Genomic DNA, 15,930 nt, shown 5'->3' with positions numbered 1-15,930 from the left:
GGGAGACTCAATGAAAGCATTGCAACGTGGATGGGGCGCGATCGTCGTGGCACTCGGCATCGTGGCCGTCGCCGGCGCCGCGCGAGCGGCATCGGATCCGGCGTCGACAACCGTTGCCAGCGGGGTATCGGCGGACAACGCGCGGCGGGCCGAAGACCGGCGCCTGACGCGTCGTGTCAGCGCCGCACTCGCTCGCACGCGCGGGCTGAATGCGACGCGCATCATGGTGCGCGTCCGGAGCGGCGTCGTGACGCTGCGCGGTGGCGTGAGCGACGGTCAGCAGGCCGCGATGGCCGTGGAGGCGGCCCGGCAAGTCGACGGGGTGACGCAGGTGACGAACCAGCTTCGCCTGGGTGAGCAGATGCCGTGATCGGTGCGGGCCGCTCCGATACAGAACGATCGGAGGGGGCCCGCGCAGCCACGCGTGACGTTCAAGCGGGCGTGCGCTGTCCCTCTCTCGGCCCATGCCCCGTCCACCGCTTGAACGCGCGCCGGAAGTTGTGCGCGTCGCTGAACCCGACTTCGTGCGCGACGTCCTCGATCGACAGCCGCGGGTTGCTCAGCAGCGTGAATGCGCGCTTGCGGCGGATCGTGTCGATCACCGTCTGATACGACACGCCCTGATCGGCAAGCCGCCGCCGGAGTGTGCGCTCGCTCATGCACAGCTGCGCGGCGATCGCCGCGAGCGACGGCGCGTGCCGCAGGTCGCGCCGCATGATCCGTTCGATCGATTCGAGAAATTCGGTGCCTTCGGGTTCGGGCGGCAGCGCGTCCTGCAGGAATTCGAGCGTCTGGCGATGCGCGAGCGGATCGTGTGTCGCGATCGGACGGTTGCCGAGCGCCGCGTCGCACGAGAACAGGTTCTGCTCCTGTTCGAACCGCACCGGGCACGGGAACACACGCGCGTATTGCTCCGCATAGGCCGGCGGCGGGTAGCTGAGATCGACGCCCTTCGGCTGGAACGCGGGGCCGACGAGCGAGCGCCCGATCTTCATGAAGCTGCCGAACGCTTCCTCGACGAGGAACGCCTCGATGTCGGGTTCGAGGAAGACGTTGGTCGCGCGGATCGACAGCGTGCGTGCATCCGACGTCACGTCGAAGCGCAACAGCGGCCCCGTGTGGCGCTGCAGTTCCATCCCGACCGCGATTGCGTCCTTCAGCGTCGGGCTCGTCAGCATCGCGTAGCCGACCAGGCCGATCGACGCGATCGTCTCGCTCGTGCCGAGTTCGAGGCCGAGCGCCCGCCCCGGCGCCATCTCGAGCGCGCGGCGGATCATCGTGCTCGCCTGGCGCAAGGAAATCCGGCAAGACGGATTCGACAGGTCCGCGACGTCGAAGCCGAGCCCGAGGCACAGCCGCGTGGGGTCGATGCCCAGTTCCTTGCTTGTCTCCGCGAGGCACCGCAACAGATGGACCGGCAGATTCGCCGTCGTATAACGGTCGGGTTCGTCCATGGATGCTCCGTATTTTTTCCATGGATTGTACTCGTCCCGCCCGGCCGGAAACCCGGTGCCGCCCCGGCCGCGATTGCCCACATCCCGCGCGGCTCCGCGTCAGAAATAGTGGCGCAGGCCGACCGTCGCGCCGAGCTGCGTGGTGCTCGTGCTCGGCGACTGCCCATTGATGCCGACCAGCTGCGCGCCGACCAGGCCGCCGCGATAGATCGCGTAGTCGACTTCCGCATAGAGCATGCTGCGCTTTGACAGGCTGTAGCCGGCGATCACCTGGAACTGGCGCGCGCGGCCGTCGAAGTCCGGCGTGTAGCCCGACTGCGTGGTCCACCATGCGTTGACGGCGGCCGTGAACGCCGACGTGAACCGGTAGGTCAGCCCCGCGAGCGCCATCTTGCGGCGCCGGAACCCGCCGGGCGTCGACGGATCGACCACCTGCGCGGGCGAGATGATGCCGAGCGCGGCGAGATCGGTCGAGCTGAACGGGCCGTTCGCGAACGACGTGAAGTCGTTGTCGCGCGCGTTCTCGATATAGCCGGCGTTGACGGTCGCGTTGCCGAGCGTGACGGAGCCGCCGCCGCCGTAGATGTCGAATTTCGCATGCGTGACGTCGTCCCAGCTGCGCATGAACGACGCGCCGACCGTGAACGGCCCCTTGTCCGGCGCGTACGCGATCGCCGCACCGGCCTGGCCGCCGAGCACGCCGCCGCCCGCATGGCCGCCCGGCGCGTACTGCGCGAGCAGGTACAGGCTGCCGAGCTGCGCGCCGTACTGGATCATGTTGCTGGTGCGCGAGCCCGCGAGCATCGTCTGCTCGGGCTTGAACAGGTTGAAGTACGGATCCTGCGGGCCGGCCCACAGGTTCGAGCCGTAGGTCAGCGACACCATCTCGAACGGCACGTTGTACTGGCGCCCGAGCGCGAGCTGGCCGAGCGACGTCGACGTCAACCCCACGTACGCGACCTCGAAGAAGTTCGGCGCGCCGGCCGGCACGATCGCGCCGCTGTTCGGGCCGAAGTGGCTTTCCACGTTGAACTGCGCGGACAGCCCGCCGCCGAGATCCTCCTGCCCCTTGAGGCCCCAATAGCTTTCCGTCAGGCCGCCGCCGTCGGCCATCGAGATCTTGCGGCCCGTCGACACCGGCGCGCCGTCGGCGCCGTAGGACACGCCGTGGGTTTCGTAGCGGATGCCCGCATCGATCACGCCGTACAGCGTCACGTTGCTTTGCGCGTGCGCACCGGTACTGGCCAGGATCATCATCGCGCAGCACGCGGCGCGAACGCTATCGTGACGATTCATTGTTCTGGACTCCGCATCGAAAAGGGGTGGCGGCTCGGACCGCCGGAAACGAATGGTGAAAGCCAAATTTGCACGGGCCACGGCCGCGGCGGCCATTCGCGTGGTGCGTCGCGGCCACGCCATGTCGCACTGCGGTCAGGGCGACGGCGACGCGCGCGCCACCGCGCCGGGCGCCGCGCGGCGCAGCGCGAGCCGCACGAACGGGGCGGCGGCCAGCACGGCCACGCACAGCACGTGGGCGACGCGCGCGCCGCCGAAGCGGCCGAGCAGCGCGCCCGACAGCGCGGTGCCGATGCCGGCCGCGAAGAACGTGACGACGAGCGTGCGCGCGACCAGCGAGCCGTCTGGGTCGACGTCGGACAGCATCCCGGTGAGGAACGGCACGATCACGAAGAACGCGCTGTTCAGCACGAACTGGCTCAGGAAGTACGCGCTGCCGCCGCGCGCGCTGAAGAACCATTCGATCGACGCGATCATCGCGAGCTGCGCGGCCCAGATCAGCGCGAGGCGGTGCTTGTGGCTGGCCGGATGCGACGGAATCGCCGCGCCGACGAAGCCGAGCAGCGACGACACCGACAGCAGCACGCCGATCGTCGTCGGCGACAGCCCGGCACGCTCGCCGACGAAGCCGGCGATCGCCCATTGCGACGCCTGCACGCCGTAGATGAGCGCGGTCACGACCCAGATCGCGATCACCGGCCGCCACGGCAGCGTGCCGGCGCGCACGTGGGTCTGCGCGGGGGCGCTCGCGAATGCGTCGATGCCGCGGATCGCGGGCGCCAGCACGGCGACGACGGCCGCCAGCAGCGCGAACACCCCGCGCCCGAGCCAGGTGGCCGGCAACGCGGAGATCAGCACGAGGATGCCGCCGTTGATGCCGCCCGCGAGCAGGTTGATTTGCCCCCACAGGCGGTCGGTCGACGCGCGCTGCGACACGCCGGACGCGACGACGACGAACAGCATCCCTTCGAACAGCCCCGTCATCCCGCGCGCGAGCGCCGCGGACACGATGCCGGGCGCGACCGCGCTGAGCGCCTGCCCGGCGATCGTGCCGACCAGGCCGGCCAGCGTGAACGGCCGCGCGGCGCGCGCGATCCGGTGCGACAGCAGCGCGCAACTGATCGCGATGCCGAGGATCTCGGCGCTGACGAGCGCGGTCGCGGTGCCTTCGTCGAGCCGGAAGCGCGTCATCACGGCCGCGACGAGGAACGGCGACAGGATCAGGCCGTTGGTGGCCGCGGCGAACGCGAACGCAAGGCGGACGACGGCGCCGGTCGACGGATCGGGGCGCGACTGTGCGGCGGCATGCAGGGTGGCGGTGCTCACGAGGCCTCCTGGTTGGATCGCGGCCGATCTTGTACGATGCCGGCGGTTTCGGGCATCGGGTGTGTCCCTCGGCGGGCCGGCGTGGCGCACGCGGCTGAGGCTACGCTTGCACTGGCGCTTGCGCGTTGCGGCAGGCCGAACAGCGTGCGCAGGTACGGCGTCAGGAAGCGGCCATGCGGGTCCATCTGTTCGCGCAGCGCGAGGAAATCGTCCCAGTGCGGATAGCACGCCGCCAGCTCGGCGGCCTTCATCGCATGCACCTTGCCCCAGTGCGGCCGCCCGCCGTGATTGCGGCAGATCGCCTGCACGCCCGAGAAGTACGCGTCGAACGGCATCCCGCGATACTGGTGCACCGAGATGCGCACGCTGTCGCGGCCGTAGTCCGGGCTCAGCCAGATATCGTCGCCACGCACCCAGCGGTATTCGAGCGGGAACATCAGCGGGAAGCTGCGGCGCGCGATGAACGCGCGGATCTCGCGCAGCGCATCGGCGCCGCGTTCGGCCGGCACCGACCACTCCATTTCGTTGAAGCGCACGCGGCGCACCGTCGACAGCATCGCGTAGCTCGCATCCACGTGGCGGCCGGCCGACACCGTCGATGCGCACAGCCGGCTCAGCGCCGGGCACAGCGACGGCACGCGCCGGCCGAGCCCGCACAGCGCGCCGAACACCGTGTTCTCGAGGAACGACTCGGATGCGCGGCTTGCCCAGTGCACCGCGTCGGCCGGCTCGTCGGTCATGTCCCACGCCTTGGTCAGCACGGTGTCCGTATGCGGGAACCAGTAGAACTCGAACGAGCGATGCTTCGCGATCAGCGCATCCGCTTGCGCGAGGCAGTCGTCGAGCTGCATCCCGCCGCGCTCGAGGCGCAGCTTGAACGCGGGCACGAGGCGCAGGCCGATCTCCGTCAGCACGCCGAGCGCGCCGAGCCCGATCCGGCCGCCGGCGAACAGGTCGGGATGCGTGCCGGCGCTCGCGCGGATCTCGCTGCCGTCCGCGCACATGAAGGTCAGGCTGTCGATCTGCGTCGACAGGTTGCCGAGCGTGATGCCGGTGCCGTGCGTGCCGGTGCTGGTCGCGCCGGCGATCGACTGCACGTTGATGTCGCCGAGGTTCTCCATCGCGAGGCCGTGCGCGGCGAGCGTCGGGCCCAGCGCCCACAGCCGCGTGCCGGCCTGCACGCGCGCGACGCGCCGGTCGCGGTCGACGTCGATCACGCCCTGCATCGCGTCGAGCGACAGGATCACGTCGTCGGTCTGCACGAGCGGCGAGAACGAATGACCGGCACCGGCCGCGCGCACGGTGGCGCCGGCGGCCGCCGCGTCGCGCAGCACGGCCGCGAGCCCGGCGGGCGACGCAGGCGTCGACACGGTTGCATCAGGACTGCAGACATATCCCGACCAGTTGCGCCACATGGCTTTGTCTCCGTGGTTGTCGTTTGAATGGATTGAACGGGTTGACCGGTTTTGAACGACGGGCCGCGCGGCCCGCTAGAAAAAGCTCTTGCCTTCGCCGCGATAAGTGAGCGCCTCGCCGACCACGCGGCCGCCGCGGATCAGCAGCAGCGTGTTGAAGCGCTCGCACAGTTCACCGGCCTTCGCGTGTCGGAACAGGATCGGATCGCCGATCGCCGGTGCGACGCCGCGCGGCACGCGCACGGGCGTCTGCACCTCGCCCGCGCCTTCGTTGTCGATCAGTGTGCAGCCGGCCGGCAGCCACGGCCGCGGCAGGCGGCTCTTGCCGGCCGGCCCCGATGCGACATAGCCGCCGCCCGAACAGGTCACGATGCCCGGTTGCGGAATCCGCACGACCGGCAGCGCGAAGCCGGCGGCCGGCTGCGCGCGAAACGCCGCGTAGTGATCGAACAGCGCCGGCGCGTAGAGGCCGGAGCCGGCCGCAAGCTCGGTGACCGACGCGTCGCCGAGCGTGCTCTCGATACTGCCGGTGCCGCCGCCGTTCACGAAGCGCAGCGCGTGGCCCGCCGCCGCGAGCGCTTGCACGGCCGCCTGGCGGCGCGCGTTGATCTCGCGCGCCGAGCGGCGCTTCAGGTGCCGCACCAGCGCGTTGCGGGCGCTGCTGCCAGGCGCCGTGTCGGCCACGCCGGCGATCTGTCCTTCGTAGCCCATCAGCCCGTCGAGCCGCACGTGCTGTCGCTCGCCGATGTGGTTCGCGAGCGCGAGTGCGCCGGCCGCGTCGCGCACCGGCGAGCGGTACATGCCGAAGTACAGGCCCGGATACGCGGACGACATGTCGAGATCGATCGCGAGCGGGATCGTCACGCGTTCGTCGTGGGCGACGCGGTCGATCGCGTCGACCTGTACGGCGGCGTCGACCATCAGCGTGATCGAGCGGCCGCGCCGGAGCTGGGCGGCCACCGCGCGCAGGTCGTCGGGCTCGACGGCCGGATACGCGACGACGATGTCGTCGAACCCACCGTCCGCGAGCCACGCGGCTTCCGCGGCCGAGTAGCACAGCAGCCCCTGCATGAACGGGCCGGCGGCGAGCACCGCGCCGATCAGTTCGCGCGAGCGCACCGACTTCGTCGCAAGCCGGATCGGCAGGCCGCGTGCGCGGCGCTTCAGGTCGGCGAGGTTCGCGTCGAGGCAGTCGAGGTCGACGAAGGCGGTAGGTAGCCGGCGCCCCGCGAGCGCGTCGCGATAGGTCGGATAGTCGTGGATGGCGGCGGATGCGCGATGCGGAAGGTCTGCACGGCTCATGGAACGGGCTCGGCTGGATGGGGTGGGCGTCGCGCCGACCGTTCGGCGCGTGTCGGAAACCAGCATAGGGCTGGCCAAAATCACGACCAAGCGCTCAGCGGGTCGTTCGACGGGTCTTATCCGGCCATCCGTATCGGTCACGCCGATGTGTGACCACCGCGCGCCGTGCGGCTGGATCGCTGCTTGCTTGGTGTCGCGGCGCACACGGTACGTATCGGCCCGAACCGCCGCCGGACGGGCGTGACGCGCGACATGGCGCGCTTGGTCGAGCGACCACGTAATGCGTTTCAAACGTCTGGCGGGACGTGGCCGCTGCGAGCAGGTTTAGTGCCGGCGTTCTAGTGCCGCTTTTGACGGGATGCCGGATTCGACCTAGAACCTACTCGCGGATGCACCGGCGAAGAACGGCATGACGTGACGAGGAGGCGACGTGAAGAAGAACAGGGCACGCTGGCGGCGCACGGGCGCGATCGCGGCGATCGGCGTGGTCGTCGTTGCAGTCTGGCGATATGAAGCGGCAACGCCGGCGCAAGCCGCGTCGTCCGACACAGCAGCGACCACGATGGCGAGCGCGCAACCAGGCACAGCCGATACGTTCGGCACCGGCGCCGCGGCGCCCGGCCCCGAGGAGCGGCGGCTCGACGTCGACGCGCTGCGCCGCAGCCTCGCGGGGCGCCCCGACGCGGATGCCGAAGTGCAGCGCATCGTCGCGTTCGCGCGCTTTCGCGACGAGGTTGCCGCGTATGGGGATCGCCGCAACAGCATGCCGCAAGCCGAGCGTGCCGCGCTCGCGCGCCGGATTCTCGACGCACTCCCCGACCATGTCGCGCGCAACGAGATCGTGCCGGTGCAGGCCGAGGCGCTGAGCGCGGCGCTGCTCACCGATACCGAAGCCGATCCCGCGACGCGCGGCGCGGCGATCCGGTCGATGCGCGCGCAATGGGACGCCTATGCGCGGCAGACGGTCGGCCCGTCGCCGGCGCAGGACCCGCGCTATCGCTCGTACGAACAGCAGAGCCGCGACGTCGTCCGGCAGGTTCAGGCGAGCATTCCCGATCCCGACCAGCAACAAGCCGCAATCGCGCAGCGCCTGCAGGCGTTGCGGGTCCAGCTGTTCGACGGCGCTTCATCGTCCGGCGTGCACTGAGCGCCGAATCCGCGACGCCGAGGCGAAGCCCGGCGGCCGCGTCATGTCCATCGACAAGGAGGGGAGATGTCCACAGCACGAAGCCTGCTGCGCGCGGCCGTTGCCACGCTGCTCGGTTGCGCGGCACTGAACGGTCACGCCGCCGATACGACGATGCCGGATCCGGCGATTCCGTATTATTCGTGGTACGAAGTGACGTTGCCGGAGAGCACCGGTGCATCGTGCGGCAACGGCACGCCGATGCGCTTCTACGTCAATCGCGCGCAGTCGGACAACCTGCTGTACATGATGGAGCCGGGCGGCGCGTGCTGGGACTACGGCACCTGCACGCAGACGTCGACCGGCGCCGAGGCCGGCCTCGGCGGCTTCAACCCGGACGGCATCCCGCACAACTACATGAACGGCACCGCGAACCAGAGCCTGTTGTCGTCGTTCCTGTCGCCGCTGCTCACGCGGATGGATCTCGCGCATATTCTCGTCGGGGAACCGAAGGTCGAGACGCAGCAGTGGACACAGGTTTTCGTGCCCTATTGCACCGGAGATATCCACATGGGCAGCGCGGTGCGCAACTACACGTCGCCGAGCGGCGACTGGCGATTGCAGCACTACAGCGGGCTGAAGAACATCCAGGCCGTCGCGCAGTGGCTGACGTCGCACGGCTTCGGCAAGCCGAACCGGCTGCTCGTGTACGGGATGAGCGCGGGCGGCTACGGCACGCTCGCGAACTACGCGACGCTGCGCAATACGCTGCAGCCGCAGGCGCATAGCTCGCTGCTCGACGACGCCGGCACGGTCTTCAACACGCCGTTCGACGCGGACGCGGCCACGCATCCGTCGGTCGGCCTGTACGACCGCGTGCGCACCGAGTGGGGGATGACCGGCCCCGACGGGATGATCACCGTGAACAGCCGGCTGACCCGCCATTTCGATCCGGGCAACATGGGGAGCGCGTACGCGGCGCTGTCGGCGACATTCCCGCACGACCGCTTCGGCTTCTCGAGCTACCAGCGCGACAAGATCATTGCCGCGTATCACTATCGCGCGTTCGTGCCGGCCGTGATCGCGGCGCCCGACGACGCGACGAAGGATTCACTGTCGCTCGCGATGTTCGAGCAGGAGCTGGACGGGCTGAAGCAGACGCTGAACCCGTTGCCGAACTTCGGCTATTTCATGCCGTGGGCACGCAACGACTTCATCGCCAACCACCAGGTGACGGCGGTCAGCTTCACCGGGTCGGGGATCCACGAGCACGGCATCGACGCGAATATCGGCACCTTCGTCGACAACCTGCTGAACCAGCAGGACCCGGCTGAGACGCCGGTGATGAAGGCATTCCGCACGCAGCAGGGGTCGGATTTCACGTTCTCGACGTTTCTGGCGTGGATCGACAGCATCTTCAACCTGACCGGCGAAGCGGGGCCGATCTCGGGGCATCGGGCGTGAAGGGAGGCGGCGGTTCGCCCGAGCGGGCGAGCGCGGCGCAGTGCGGCGGCCGGGTGTCGTGGCCGCTCGCCTGCGTCGATGCGTGGCCGTGCGGAGGAGCGGCGTTACGTTACGGCTTCACCACCGCAACCGCCGGCGCGCCTGAATCCGTGCCGGGCACACCGTTCGACCCGTAGGCCGCTTCGGCGCTCTTGCGCTCGGCCAGCCGCTTGGCGGCCAGGCGTTCCTGCGCGGCGACGATGTCACCTGGATAGTTGTCGCCATCAGCGGCGATCGGCTCGTAGCCGACCGATTCGAGGTCGAACAATTCCTGGCGCACCTGCGCCCGCGTGAGCGTCGAGTGCGACGACTGCGCGTACGACACGGCCGGTGCGGCGAGGAGGGCGGTGGCGGTAGCGGCGACGGTGGCGATGGTGACGATGATGGATTTCACGGTTTCCTCAGACGGTTTCGTTGCGGTTCGGCGCGATGGCGGCTGGCTGAACCGACGAGACAAGTTTAGGAACCCGGATCGGCCGGATAAATGCCGATTCCTGTCCAACTGTGTTCCTGAATCCGTGACAGTGGGGCGAATACGGCGTCCTTGGTGTCCGATTCTGGGTGGGTTGATTCGCGTGGAATGCCGATCGATGCGGGGCACGCCGCCGTTCCGTCAGACCGGCTACGCACGCGATGCCCGGCGAGCAGACGCATGCCTGCCGGGCACGGCTAGTCGTCGAAACGCGGAAAAGCCCGCTGGCGCTTCATGTCCTTCAGCCATTCCTTGACGTTCGCCGGATCGTCGAACTCGCGCAGCGTCAGGTTCAGGTCGTGGATGCTGCGCTGCGTGCCCGCGATGTCGCGCGTGAGCATGCGCATGATGGTATCGGGCGCGACCTTGACCGACGGCGCGATCCCGTAAGTCCGCCGGAAACCGGTCTCGACGTCCTGGATCTCCTGGTCCAGCTCGCGAAGCTGATCTTCCAGGATGCCGTTGTAGCGCGCGAGCCGATCCTCGCCGAGGCCGTTGATCGCGTGCCGGTCGATCTGTTCGATCTCCAGTTGCAGCTCCAGCAGTTGCAGGAGCTTGCCGTTCGCGTAAGCGTGGTTGACCCGCTGCATCAGCACGGTCTTGCGTTCCTGTTCCTGGGGATCGGTTTCGCGATCGGGGTGCAGCGCGCTCGCCAGCTTCCGGTAGACCTCGCGGATCGACCGGCTCGCTTCGGCCTGCTCGGCTTCGCGCTTCGCCAGCGCGGCCGATTGGCGGGGCGCTTTCTTGCGCTTGGCGCGCTGTGCCTCGCGGGCCGCGTGCTGGGCCATGTCCCGCTCGAACTGCGCGTCCAGTTCGGCCTGCATGCGTGCCATGAGCTCCTCGGGCGACAGCGCGTCGAGATCGTCTTCCTTCGTCACGCCGGGCGTCGATTCCGGCGTCGGCTCCGGCTCCGGCTCCGGCTCGGCTGCTGCGTTGCTGCCGTGATCGGCGGCGCCGTGCCGGGCATGGATGGCCTTCAGCTGCGCGTCGTCGCTGAAGTCGAGCAAGTCGCGCGCCATGCTGGCGATCATCCCGGACAGGGTGTGCTGTTCCGCCTTGCTCAAGCCTTTCTGCAGATACGCGTCGTCGAGCTGATTGAGCAACTGGATCCGCAGTGCTGTGGATGTCTGTTCGAGCGGCAACAGCTCGTCGACGAATTTCTTCTGGAAGGCCGGCATCGCGGCTTCCCACGCGCCGAGCCGCTCGCGCCGCTTCTCGATCTGCTGGACGAGCGTATTGAATGCTTTCTGGGCGTTCGACAGGCTGGCTGCCTCGTGGCCGGGCGCGATGGCGACCGCTGTTCCGCGACGTGCGGTCATGATGAATCTCCTTCGGCTGCGGCAGGACGCGCAGCAGCGCGGTATTTTAACCGGCCCGCCGTGTCTTCCTTGCCCGACGTGGCGCGGCTACTCCAGGAACAACTGCCCCTGCCCGGAGATCACGCGCTCGAAGTCGTCGCGCAGGAACGGCAGGATCGCGTCGGCCACGGGCTGCAACTGGCGGCTCAGGTAGAACGCATAGTCGATCGGCGAACGCATCGTTTCAAGCGGCTCGGGGCCGGCCGTCGTCATCACGTAGCTGATCCAGCCGCCGCGCTGATACTGGAGCGGCCGGCCCTGTGCCTGGTTGAACTCGTCGGCGATCCGCGCCGCGCGCACGTGCGGCGGCACGTTGCGCTCGTACTCGCGCAGCGGCCGGCGCACGCGCTTGCGGTAGACGAGCTGGTCGTCGAATTCGCCGGCCAGCGTGCGCCGCACGGTGTCGCGGATGAAATCCTGGTACGGCTCGCGGCTGAACACGCGCCGGTACAACTCGCGCTGGAACTGCTGCGCGAGCGGCGTCCAGTCGGTGCGCACCGTTTCGAGCCCCTTGAAGACGAGGTCCTCGCCACCGTCGGCCGCCGCCGCGAGCCCCGCGTAGCGCTTCTTGCTGCCTTCTTCCGCGCCGCGCACGGTCGGCATCAGGAAGCGGCGGTAGTGCCGCTCGTATTGCAGCTCCAGCGCGCTCTCGAGCCCGAAGGTTTCGCGCAGGTGCGTTCGCCACCAGCGGTTCACGTGCTCGACGAGTGCGCGGCCCTTGGTGCCGGCTGCGTCGTCGTCGTGCACGCGGCCGAGCCACACGAACGTCGAATCGGTATCGCCGTAGATCACTTCGTAACCCTGCGCTTCGATCAGCTCGCGCGTGCGGTGCATGATCTCGTGGCCGCGCATCGTGATCGACGACGCGAGGCGCGGGTCGAAGAGGCGGCAGCCCGTCGAGCCGAGCACGCCGTAGAACGAATTCATGATGATCTTCAGCGCCTGCGACAGCGGCGCGTTGCGCTGCCGCTTCGCGTCGTCGCGGCCTTCCCACACGCGGCGCACGATATCGGGCAGGCAGTGCGCGGTACGCGAGAAGCGCGCGCCGAGAAAGCCGGGCACCGACGCGTCGTCGCCGGGATGCGCGAGCCCTTCGATCAGCCCGACCGGATCGATCAGGAAGGTGCGGATGATCGACGGATAGAGGCTCTTGTAGTCGAACACGAGCACCGAGTCGTACAGCCCGGGGCGCGAATCCATCACGAAGCCGCCGGGGCTGTTCTGCCCTGTCACGTCGCCGAGGTTCGGCGCGACATAGCCGAGCCGGTGCATGCGCGGCAGGTACAGATGCGTGAAGGCTGCGACCGACCCGCCGGTGCGATCGGCCGCGAGACCGGTCACGCTCGCGCGTTCGAGCGCGAAGGACAGCAGGTCGGCCTTGTCGAAGATGCGCGTGACGAGCTCGCAGTCCTTCAGGTTGTAGCGCGCGAGCGCCGGCTTGTCGTGATCGAAGCGGCGCTGGATCTCGTCCATCCGCTGGTACGGGTTGTCGATCGACTTGCCTTCGCCGAGCAGCGCCTGCGACACGTATTCGAGGCTGAACGACGGGAACGTCCACGTCGCGGATTTCAGCATGTCGATGCCGTCGAGGATCAGCCGGCCGGCCGCACCCGCGAAGAAGTGGTCGGGCTGCTGGCCGTGCGCGCGCCAGTCGAGCACGCTGCCGCCGCGGCCGAGTTTCAGCGGGACGCCGTATTGCTCCGAATGGGCATGCAGGATGCGCAGGTCGAACTGCACGAGGTTCCAGCCGATCACCGCATCGGGATCGTGTTCGTCGAACCATTCGTTGAGCCGCGCGAGCATCGCGGGCCGGCTGTCACAGTAGTCGAGGTTGAAGTCGACGGCGTTTGCGTCGTCGCCGTCGCCTCCGTTCGGCGGCCCGAGCATGTAGACCTGCCGTTGCCCGCAGCCTTCGAGCGCGATCGAATACAGCTCGCCGTGCACGCTGGTTTCGATGTCGAGCGACACGCAGCGCAGCGCCGGGCGATAGCCGTCGGCGGTTTTCAGCTCGGCGCCGGCCAGCGTGCCGTCGGGGCCGGGCTGCCCGCGAAACTGCACGCACGCGGTGATGAAGCGCTCCATCGCGTAGCGGTCGGGCGGCTGCACGTCGGCTTCGTAGACGTCGACGCCGGCTGCCGCGAGACGCTTCTGCAGTCCGGACAGATGGCGATAGCGCTTGCAATAGAGGCCGACGACCGGACGCTGCCGGAAGTCGCGCAGCGCGAGCGGGCGCAACTCGGCCTCGCGCTCGCCGGCCAGCGCGCGTTCGGCGAGCGCCTGCTGTTCGGCCGGAATGAACGCGATGGCTTCCTGCGGGCGCAGCCGTACGCGGCGCGGACCGTGTTCGGTTGCCAGCCAGAACTCGATCTCGATGCCGGATGCGGTGTCCCGCCAGTGGCGGGTGAGGATGAAACCCTGCTCGAACGCCGTCAAAACGCTTGCTCGTGGTGGATGCCCAGGCGGCGGATTTTAGCGCTTGGGCGGGGGGCTTGCCGGAATGGCATGCACGACATTGTGCGCGTCTCGCTCGCCCCCGGTGTGCATTCGGTGAGTGCCCGCCGTCCCGCGCGGAATCAGGCAGCGGCGAGCCGTTGCGCGACGCGCCATTCGGTGCGCGCTGTACCGGAAGGTTTGAGCAACCAGCGTCGCGCCGCTACCGCGTGCCGTTTTTGCGTCACGTATGCGTCGACGGCGAGTTCGAGCGCTTCGCCATCGATGCGCACGAGCGTCGCGGTCGCGCCTGATCCATCGGCGAACTCGACCACGGCCGGGTGCGGCTTCCCGGAGCGCGGCGCGTCGTGGTCGAGCGTGACGATGCTGCCGGGGTACAGGTGTGAACGGGTTGCGCGGAGCAGCAGGGCGGTGGGCATCGAAAGCACTCCGGACGTCGTGGTGCGGCAGGGGGGACCGCTGGCGGCATTCACGAATACGAGGGGCAAATCCAGGCGTTCAACGATTTGAATGGCGCCCGATTGACGCCACGGAATCATCATTCGTAGAATCGCCGATCAAGAACAATATCATTCTGAGAGAGACGCCATGGTTGCGCACTGTCTGGTGGTCGCGATTGAGCCATGAACCGACACCTCTGGGTTGTCGTGTTGGCTGTTCTGTCGTGTGCGTGCACGAAACGGGAGCCCTTGGCGACGTCATTGCCCGACACGAGTGCCGTGCGCGCCAATCTGGTATTCACCTGCACGCATCAAGCGGACACCTTGCCGCCACTCGATCCACAAGCTGACAGCTTGTTTCGTTACGCGCGCGATGGCCGTCACCCGCAGGTTCCCGACATCGACAAGATCGTTCCACTGCCACCCGCAAAGCATCCCCCATGGGACGGCACATTCCAATGGAAAAAGGATCGGCATGCGGCGACACCGCCGCTGAAGCCTTCGGACGAACTCATCAACAAGATGGCGAAAGCCAGGGATCTCGATCCCGCGACGGGGCTGCCGCTTTCGGGATCGGCGGACAAGGCCTCATGAGACTGACCCACCAGCAGACGTCGCATCCCGTTTGAGGTTGGATACGGTCGCGCAGATCGATCAGACCTGACTGCAACCCGGCATAAAGTGCGCGACACCCTGACGATACGCAGCGCCGGTTTCTCAAGAACAGGCCGGCAGGTCCGGCGCCGTACAACTGACAACTTCATCGACCCCGGAGTCCACATGAATTCACCCACTCGGCCCGTCTCGTTACCCGGTGCCGCCGCACTCGTCGCAGCGTTCATCATCACGGCGCTGTTTCTGTCCGGCCTCTACGCGCAGTGGACGGGGTTCTCGATGGACACGCAGATGCTGGCGTTGCAACTGGCCAGTTTCATCCAGAACCTGGTATTTCGAACGGGCCTGGTTTATCTGATTGTCCGATGGCACGGGGAGCATCGCGATCAGCTTGCGTTCCGTCGCCCCGCGAGGCTGCTCGCGAGCTATGCGTTATGCCTGCTGGTCTGGCAGATCGCACAGATATTCATCGTCCAGGTGGCGCTGCTGAGTCTGGTCAGAAATGGCACCCATCTGACGGTCATCGTGAACCTCATCGCGCCGGTGAGCGCCGCCCTTTATGCGCTCGTAGCCTGGTTTGCATGGCGGCTCGTCACGCGCATGTTTCGCCACGATGCGCTCCCCGAGGCGCCGCGCGGTCGCGCGGCGCGGCCCGTTGCCGGGCTCGCGGCGTGGCTGTTCGCCAGCGTATGTCTGCTCTTGATGACGACGACGGTGCCGATGTTGCTCGACTATTTTGACGACGACCTCGCGCGCATGATGTTCGGCTACGTTGGCGCGGTTGCCGTTCCCGCGGCATTGGTCTTTGCGGGAACGCGACTCGGCCTGCCTCGCGACCTCGTGCGACTGCACGGCTGGCGTCTGCTGGGCGCGTCGCTCGCGGCGATGGCATCCACTTCGGTGGTGTTCTATTTGGCGGTGCAGTTGCTTGGCGGCATGCTGGGGGCGGGCGTGTTGTCCGGAATGATGGCGATCGTTGTTCTTGGCAGTGCCTTTGTGGCTTGTTGGGTGTGGTTCCGCGTGTTCTACGCGTCCGTGAGCCGCGTCACGGTTGAAACCCCGCAGGGCATGCCGTCGCCGTAGCTTCAGGTTGTCGCGCGCGAGTCGTTTGAGGGGCCGGATCGAATCGGAACCATGACAAACTGAATCGCACGGGTTCCTTCCTGCCGGGT

The 15,930-nt window shown here is 68.1% G+C and carries 13 protein-coding genes and 1 pseudogene; 5 read left to right on the top strand and 9 right to left on the bottom strand.

From position 1 onward, the window contains the following. Nucleotides 1-10 precede the first annotated feature (10 nt). On the top strand, nucleotides 11-370 hold the full coding sequence (locus CFB45_RS29645) for a BON domain-containing protein (RefSeq protein WP_089428604.1): 360 nt from the start codon (nucleotides 11-13) through the stop codon (nucleotides 368-370). Nucleotides 371-431: 61 nt separating this feature from the next. Here the strand turns inward: CFB45_RS29645 and CFB45_RS29640 are convergent, their stop codons facing one another. The 5 genes from CFB45_RS29640 to CFB45_RS29620 all read right to left on the bottom strand — a co-directional run bounded on the left by CFB45_RS29640 (nucleotide 432) and on the right by CFB45_RS29620 (nucleotide 6,793). Then, the gene (locus CFB45_RS29640) at nucleotides 432-1,454 is read right to left on the bottom strand and encodes an AraC family transcriptional regulator (RefSeq protein ID WP_089428603.1); all 1,023 of its coding nucleotides are present in this window, start codon (nucleotides 1,452-1,454) and stop codon (nucleotides 432-434) included. A gap of 99 nt (nucleotides 1,455-1,553) precedes the next feature. Next, nucleotides 1,554-2,750 (bottom strand): porin, encoded by a 1,197-nt coding sequence (locus CFB45_RS29635; RefSeq protein WP_089428602.1) that lies wholly within the window; start codon nucleotides 2,748-2,750, stop codon nucleotides 1,554-1,556. Between the two features lie 135 nt (nucleotides 2,751-2,885). Next, entirely contained in the window at nucleotides 2,886-4,076 is a 1,191-nt protein-coding gene (locus CFB45_RS29630) for an MFS transporter (RefSeq protein WP_089428601.1), read from the bottom strand. Then, nucleotides 4,073-5,491: a D-arabinono-1,4-lactone oxidase gene (locus CFB45_RS29625; protein ID WP_089428600.1), complete on the bottom strand. Its 1,419-nt coding sequence runs from the start codon at nucleotides 5,489-5,491 to the stop codon at nucleotides 4,073-4,075. The genes CFB45_RS29630 and CFB45_RS29625 overlap by 4 nt, the downstream gene beginning before the upstream one ends. A gap of 75 nt (nucleotides 5,492-5,566) precedes the next feature. After that, nucleotides 5,567-6,793, bottom strand: coding sequence for an amino acid deaminase/aldolase (locus CFB45_RS29620; protein ID WP_089428599.1), 1,227 nt, complete (start codon nucleotides 6,791-6,793; stop codon nucleotides 5,567-5,569). Between the two features lie 430 nt (nucleotides 6,794-7,223). Between CFB45_RS29620 and plcR the strand changes: the two genes are divergently transcribed. Both plcR and CFB45_RS29610 read left to right on the top strand, forming a co-directional pair. Continuing rightward, entirely contained in the window at nucleotides 7,224-7,940 is a 717-nt protein-coding gene (gene plcR / locus CFB45_RS29615) for a phospholipase C accessory protein PlcR (protein ID WP_089428598.1), read from the top strand. A gap of 66 nt (nucleotides 7,941-8,006) precedes the next feature. Beyond that, nucleotides 8,007-9,383 (top strand): pectin acetylesterase-family hydrolase, encoded by a 1,377-nt coding sequence (locus tag CFB45_RS29610; protein WP_089428597.1) that lies wholly within the window; start codon nucleotides 8,007-8,009, stop codon nucleotides 9,381-9,383. 109 nt (nucleotides 9,384-9,492) lie between these two features. Here the strand turns inward: CFB45_RS29610 and CFB45_RS29605 are convergent, their stop codons facing one another. The 4 genes from CFB45_RS29605 to CFB45_RS29590 all read right to left on the bottom strand — a co-directional run bounded on the left by CFB45_RS29605 (nucleotide 9,493) and on the right by CFB45_RS29590 (nucleotide 14,245). Further along, on the bottom strand, nucleotides 9,493-9,816 hold the full coding sequence (locus CFB45_RS29605) for a DUF4148 domain-containing protein (RefSeq protein WP_089428596.1): 324 nt from the start codon (nucleotides 9,814-9,816) through the stop codon (nucleotides 9,493-9,495). 275 nt (nucleotides 9,817-10,091) lie between these two features. Beyond that, complete coding sequence (locus tag CFB45_RS29600; protein WP_089428595.1) at nucleotides 10,092-11,213, bottom strand: J domain-containing protein; 1,122 nt, start codon at nucleotides 11,211-11,213, stop codon at nucleotides 10,092-10,094. Between the two features lie 87 nt (nucleotides 11,214-11,300). Beyond that, nucleotides 11,301-13,685 carry a DNA polymerase II gene (locus tag CFB45_RS29595; protein WP_089428594.1) on the bottom strand — a complete coding sequence of 795 codons (2,385 nt, stop codon included), beginning with the start codon at nucleotides 13,683-13,685 and terminating at the stop codon, nucleotides 11,301-11,303. A 140-nt stretch (nucleotides 13,686-13,825) separates the two neighbouring features. Then, the gene (locus CFB45_RS29590; protein ID WP_306427044.1) at nucleotides 13,826-14,245 is read right to left on the bottom strand and encodes a hypothetical protein; all 420 of its coding nucleotides are present in this window, start codon (nucleotides 14,243-14,245) and stop codon (nucleotides 13,826-13,828) included. Between the two features lie 270 nt (nucleotides 14,246-14,515). Here CFB45_RS29590 and CFB45_RS39835 point away from each other — a divergent pair. Both CFB45_RS39835 and CFB45_RS29580 read left to right on the top strand, forming a co-directional pair. After that, nucleotides 14,516-14,807 (top strand): annotated as a pseudogene (locus CFB45_RS39835) (DUF6396 domain-containing protein); the annotation flags it as partial. Nucleotides 14,808-14,923: 116 nt separating this feature from the next. Beyond that, entirely contained in the window at nucleotides 14,924-15,841 is a 918-nt protein-coding gene (locus CFB45_RS29580; protein WP_089428592.1) for a hypothetical protein, read from the top strand. The last annotated feature ends 89 nt before the right edge of the window (nucleotides 15,842-15,930 follow it).

This window comes from Burkholderia sp. HI2500 (assembly GCF_002223055.1).
Taxonomy (GTDB): domain Bacteria; phylum Pseudomonadota; class Gammaproteobacteria; order Burkholderiales; family Burkholderiaceae; genus Burkholderia.
This window is presented reverse-complemented; position numbering and strand designations above follow the sequence as displayed.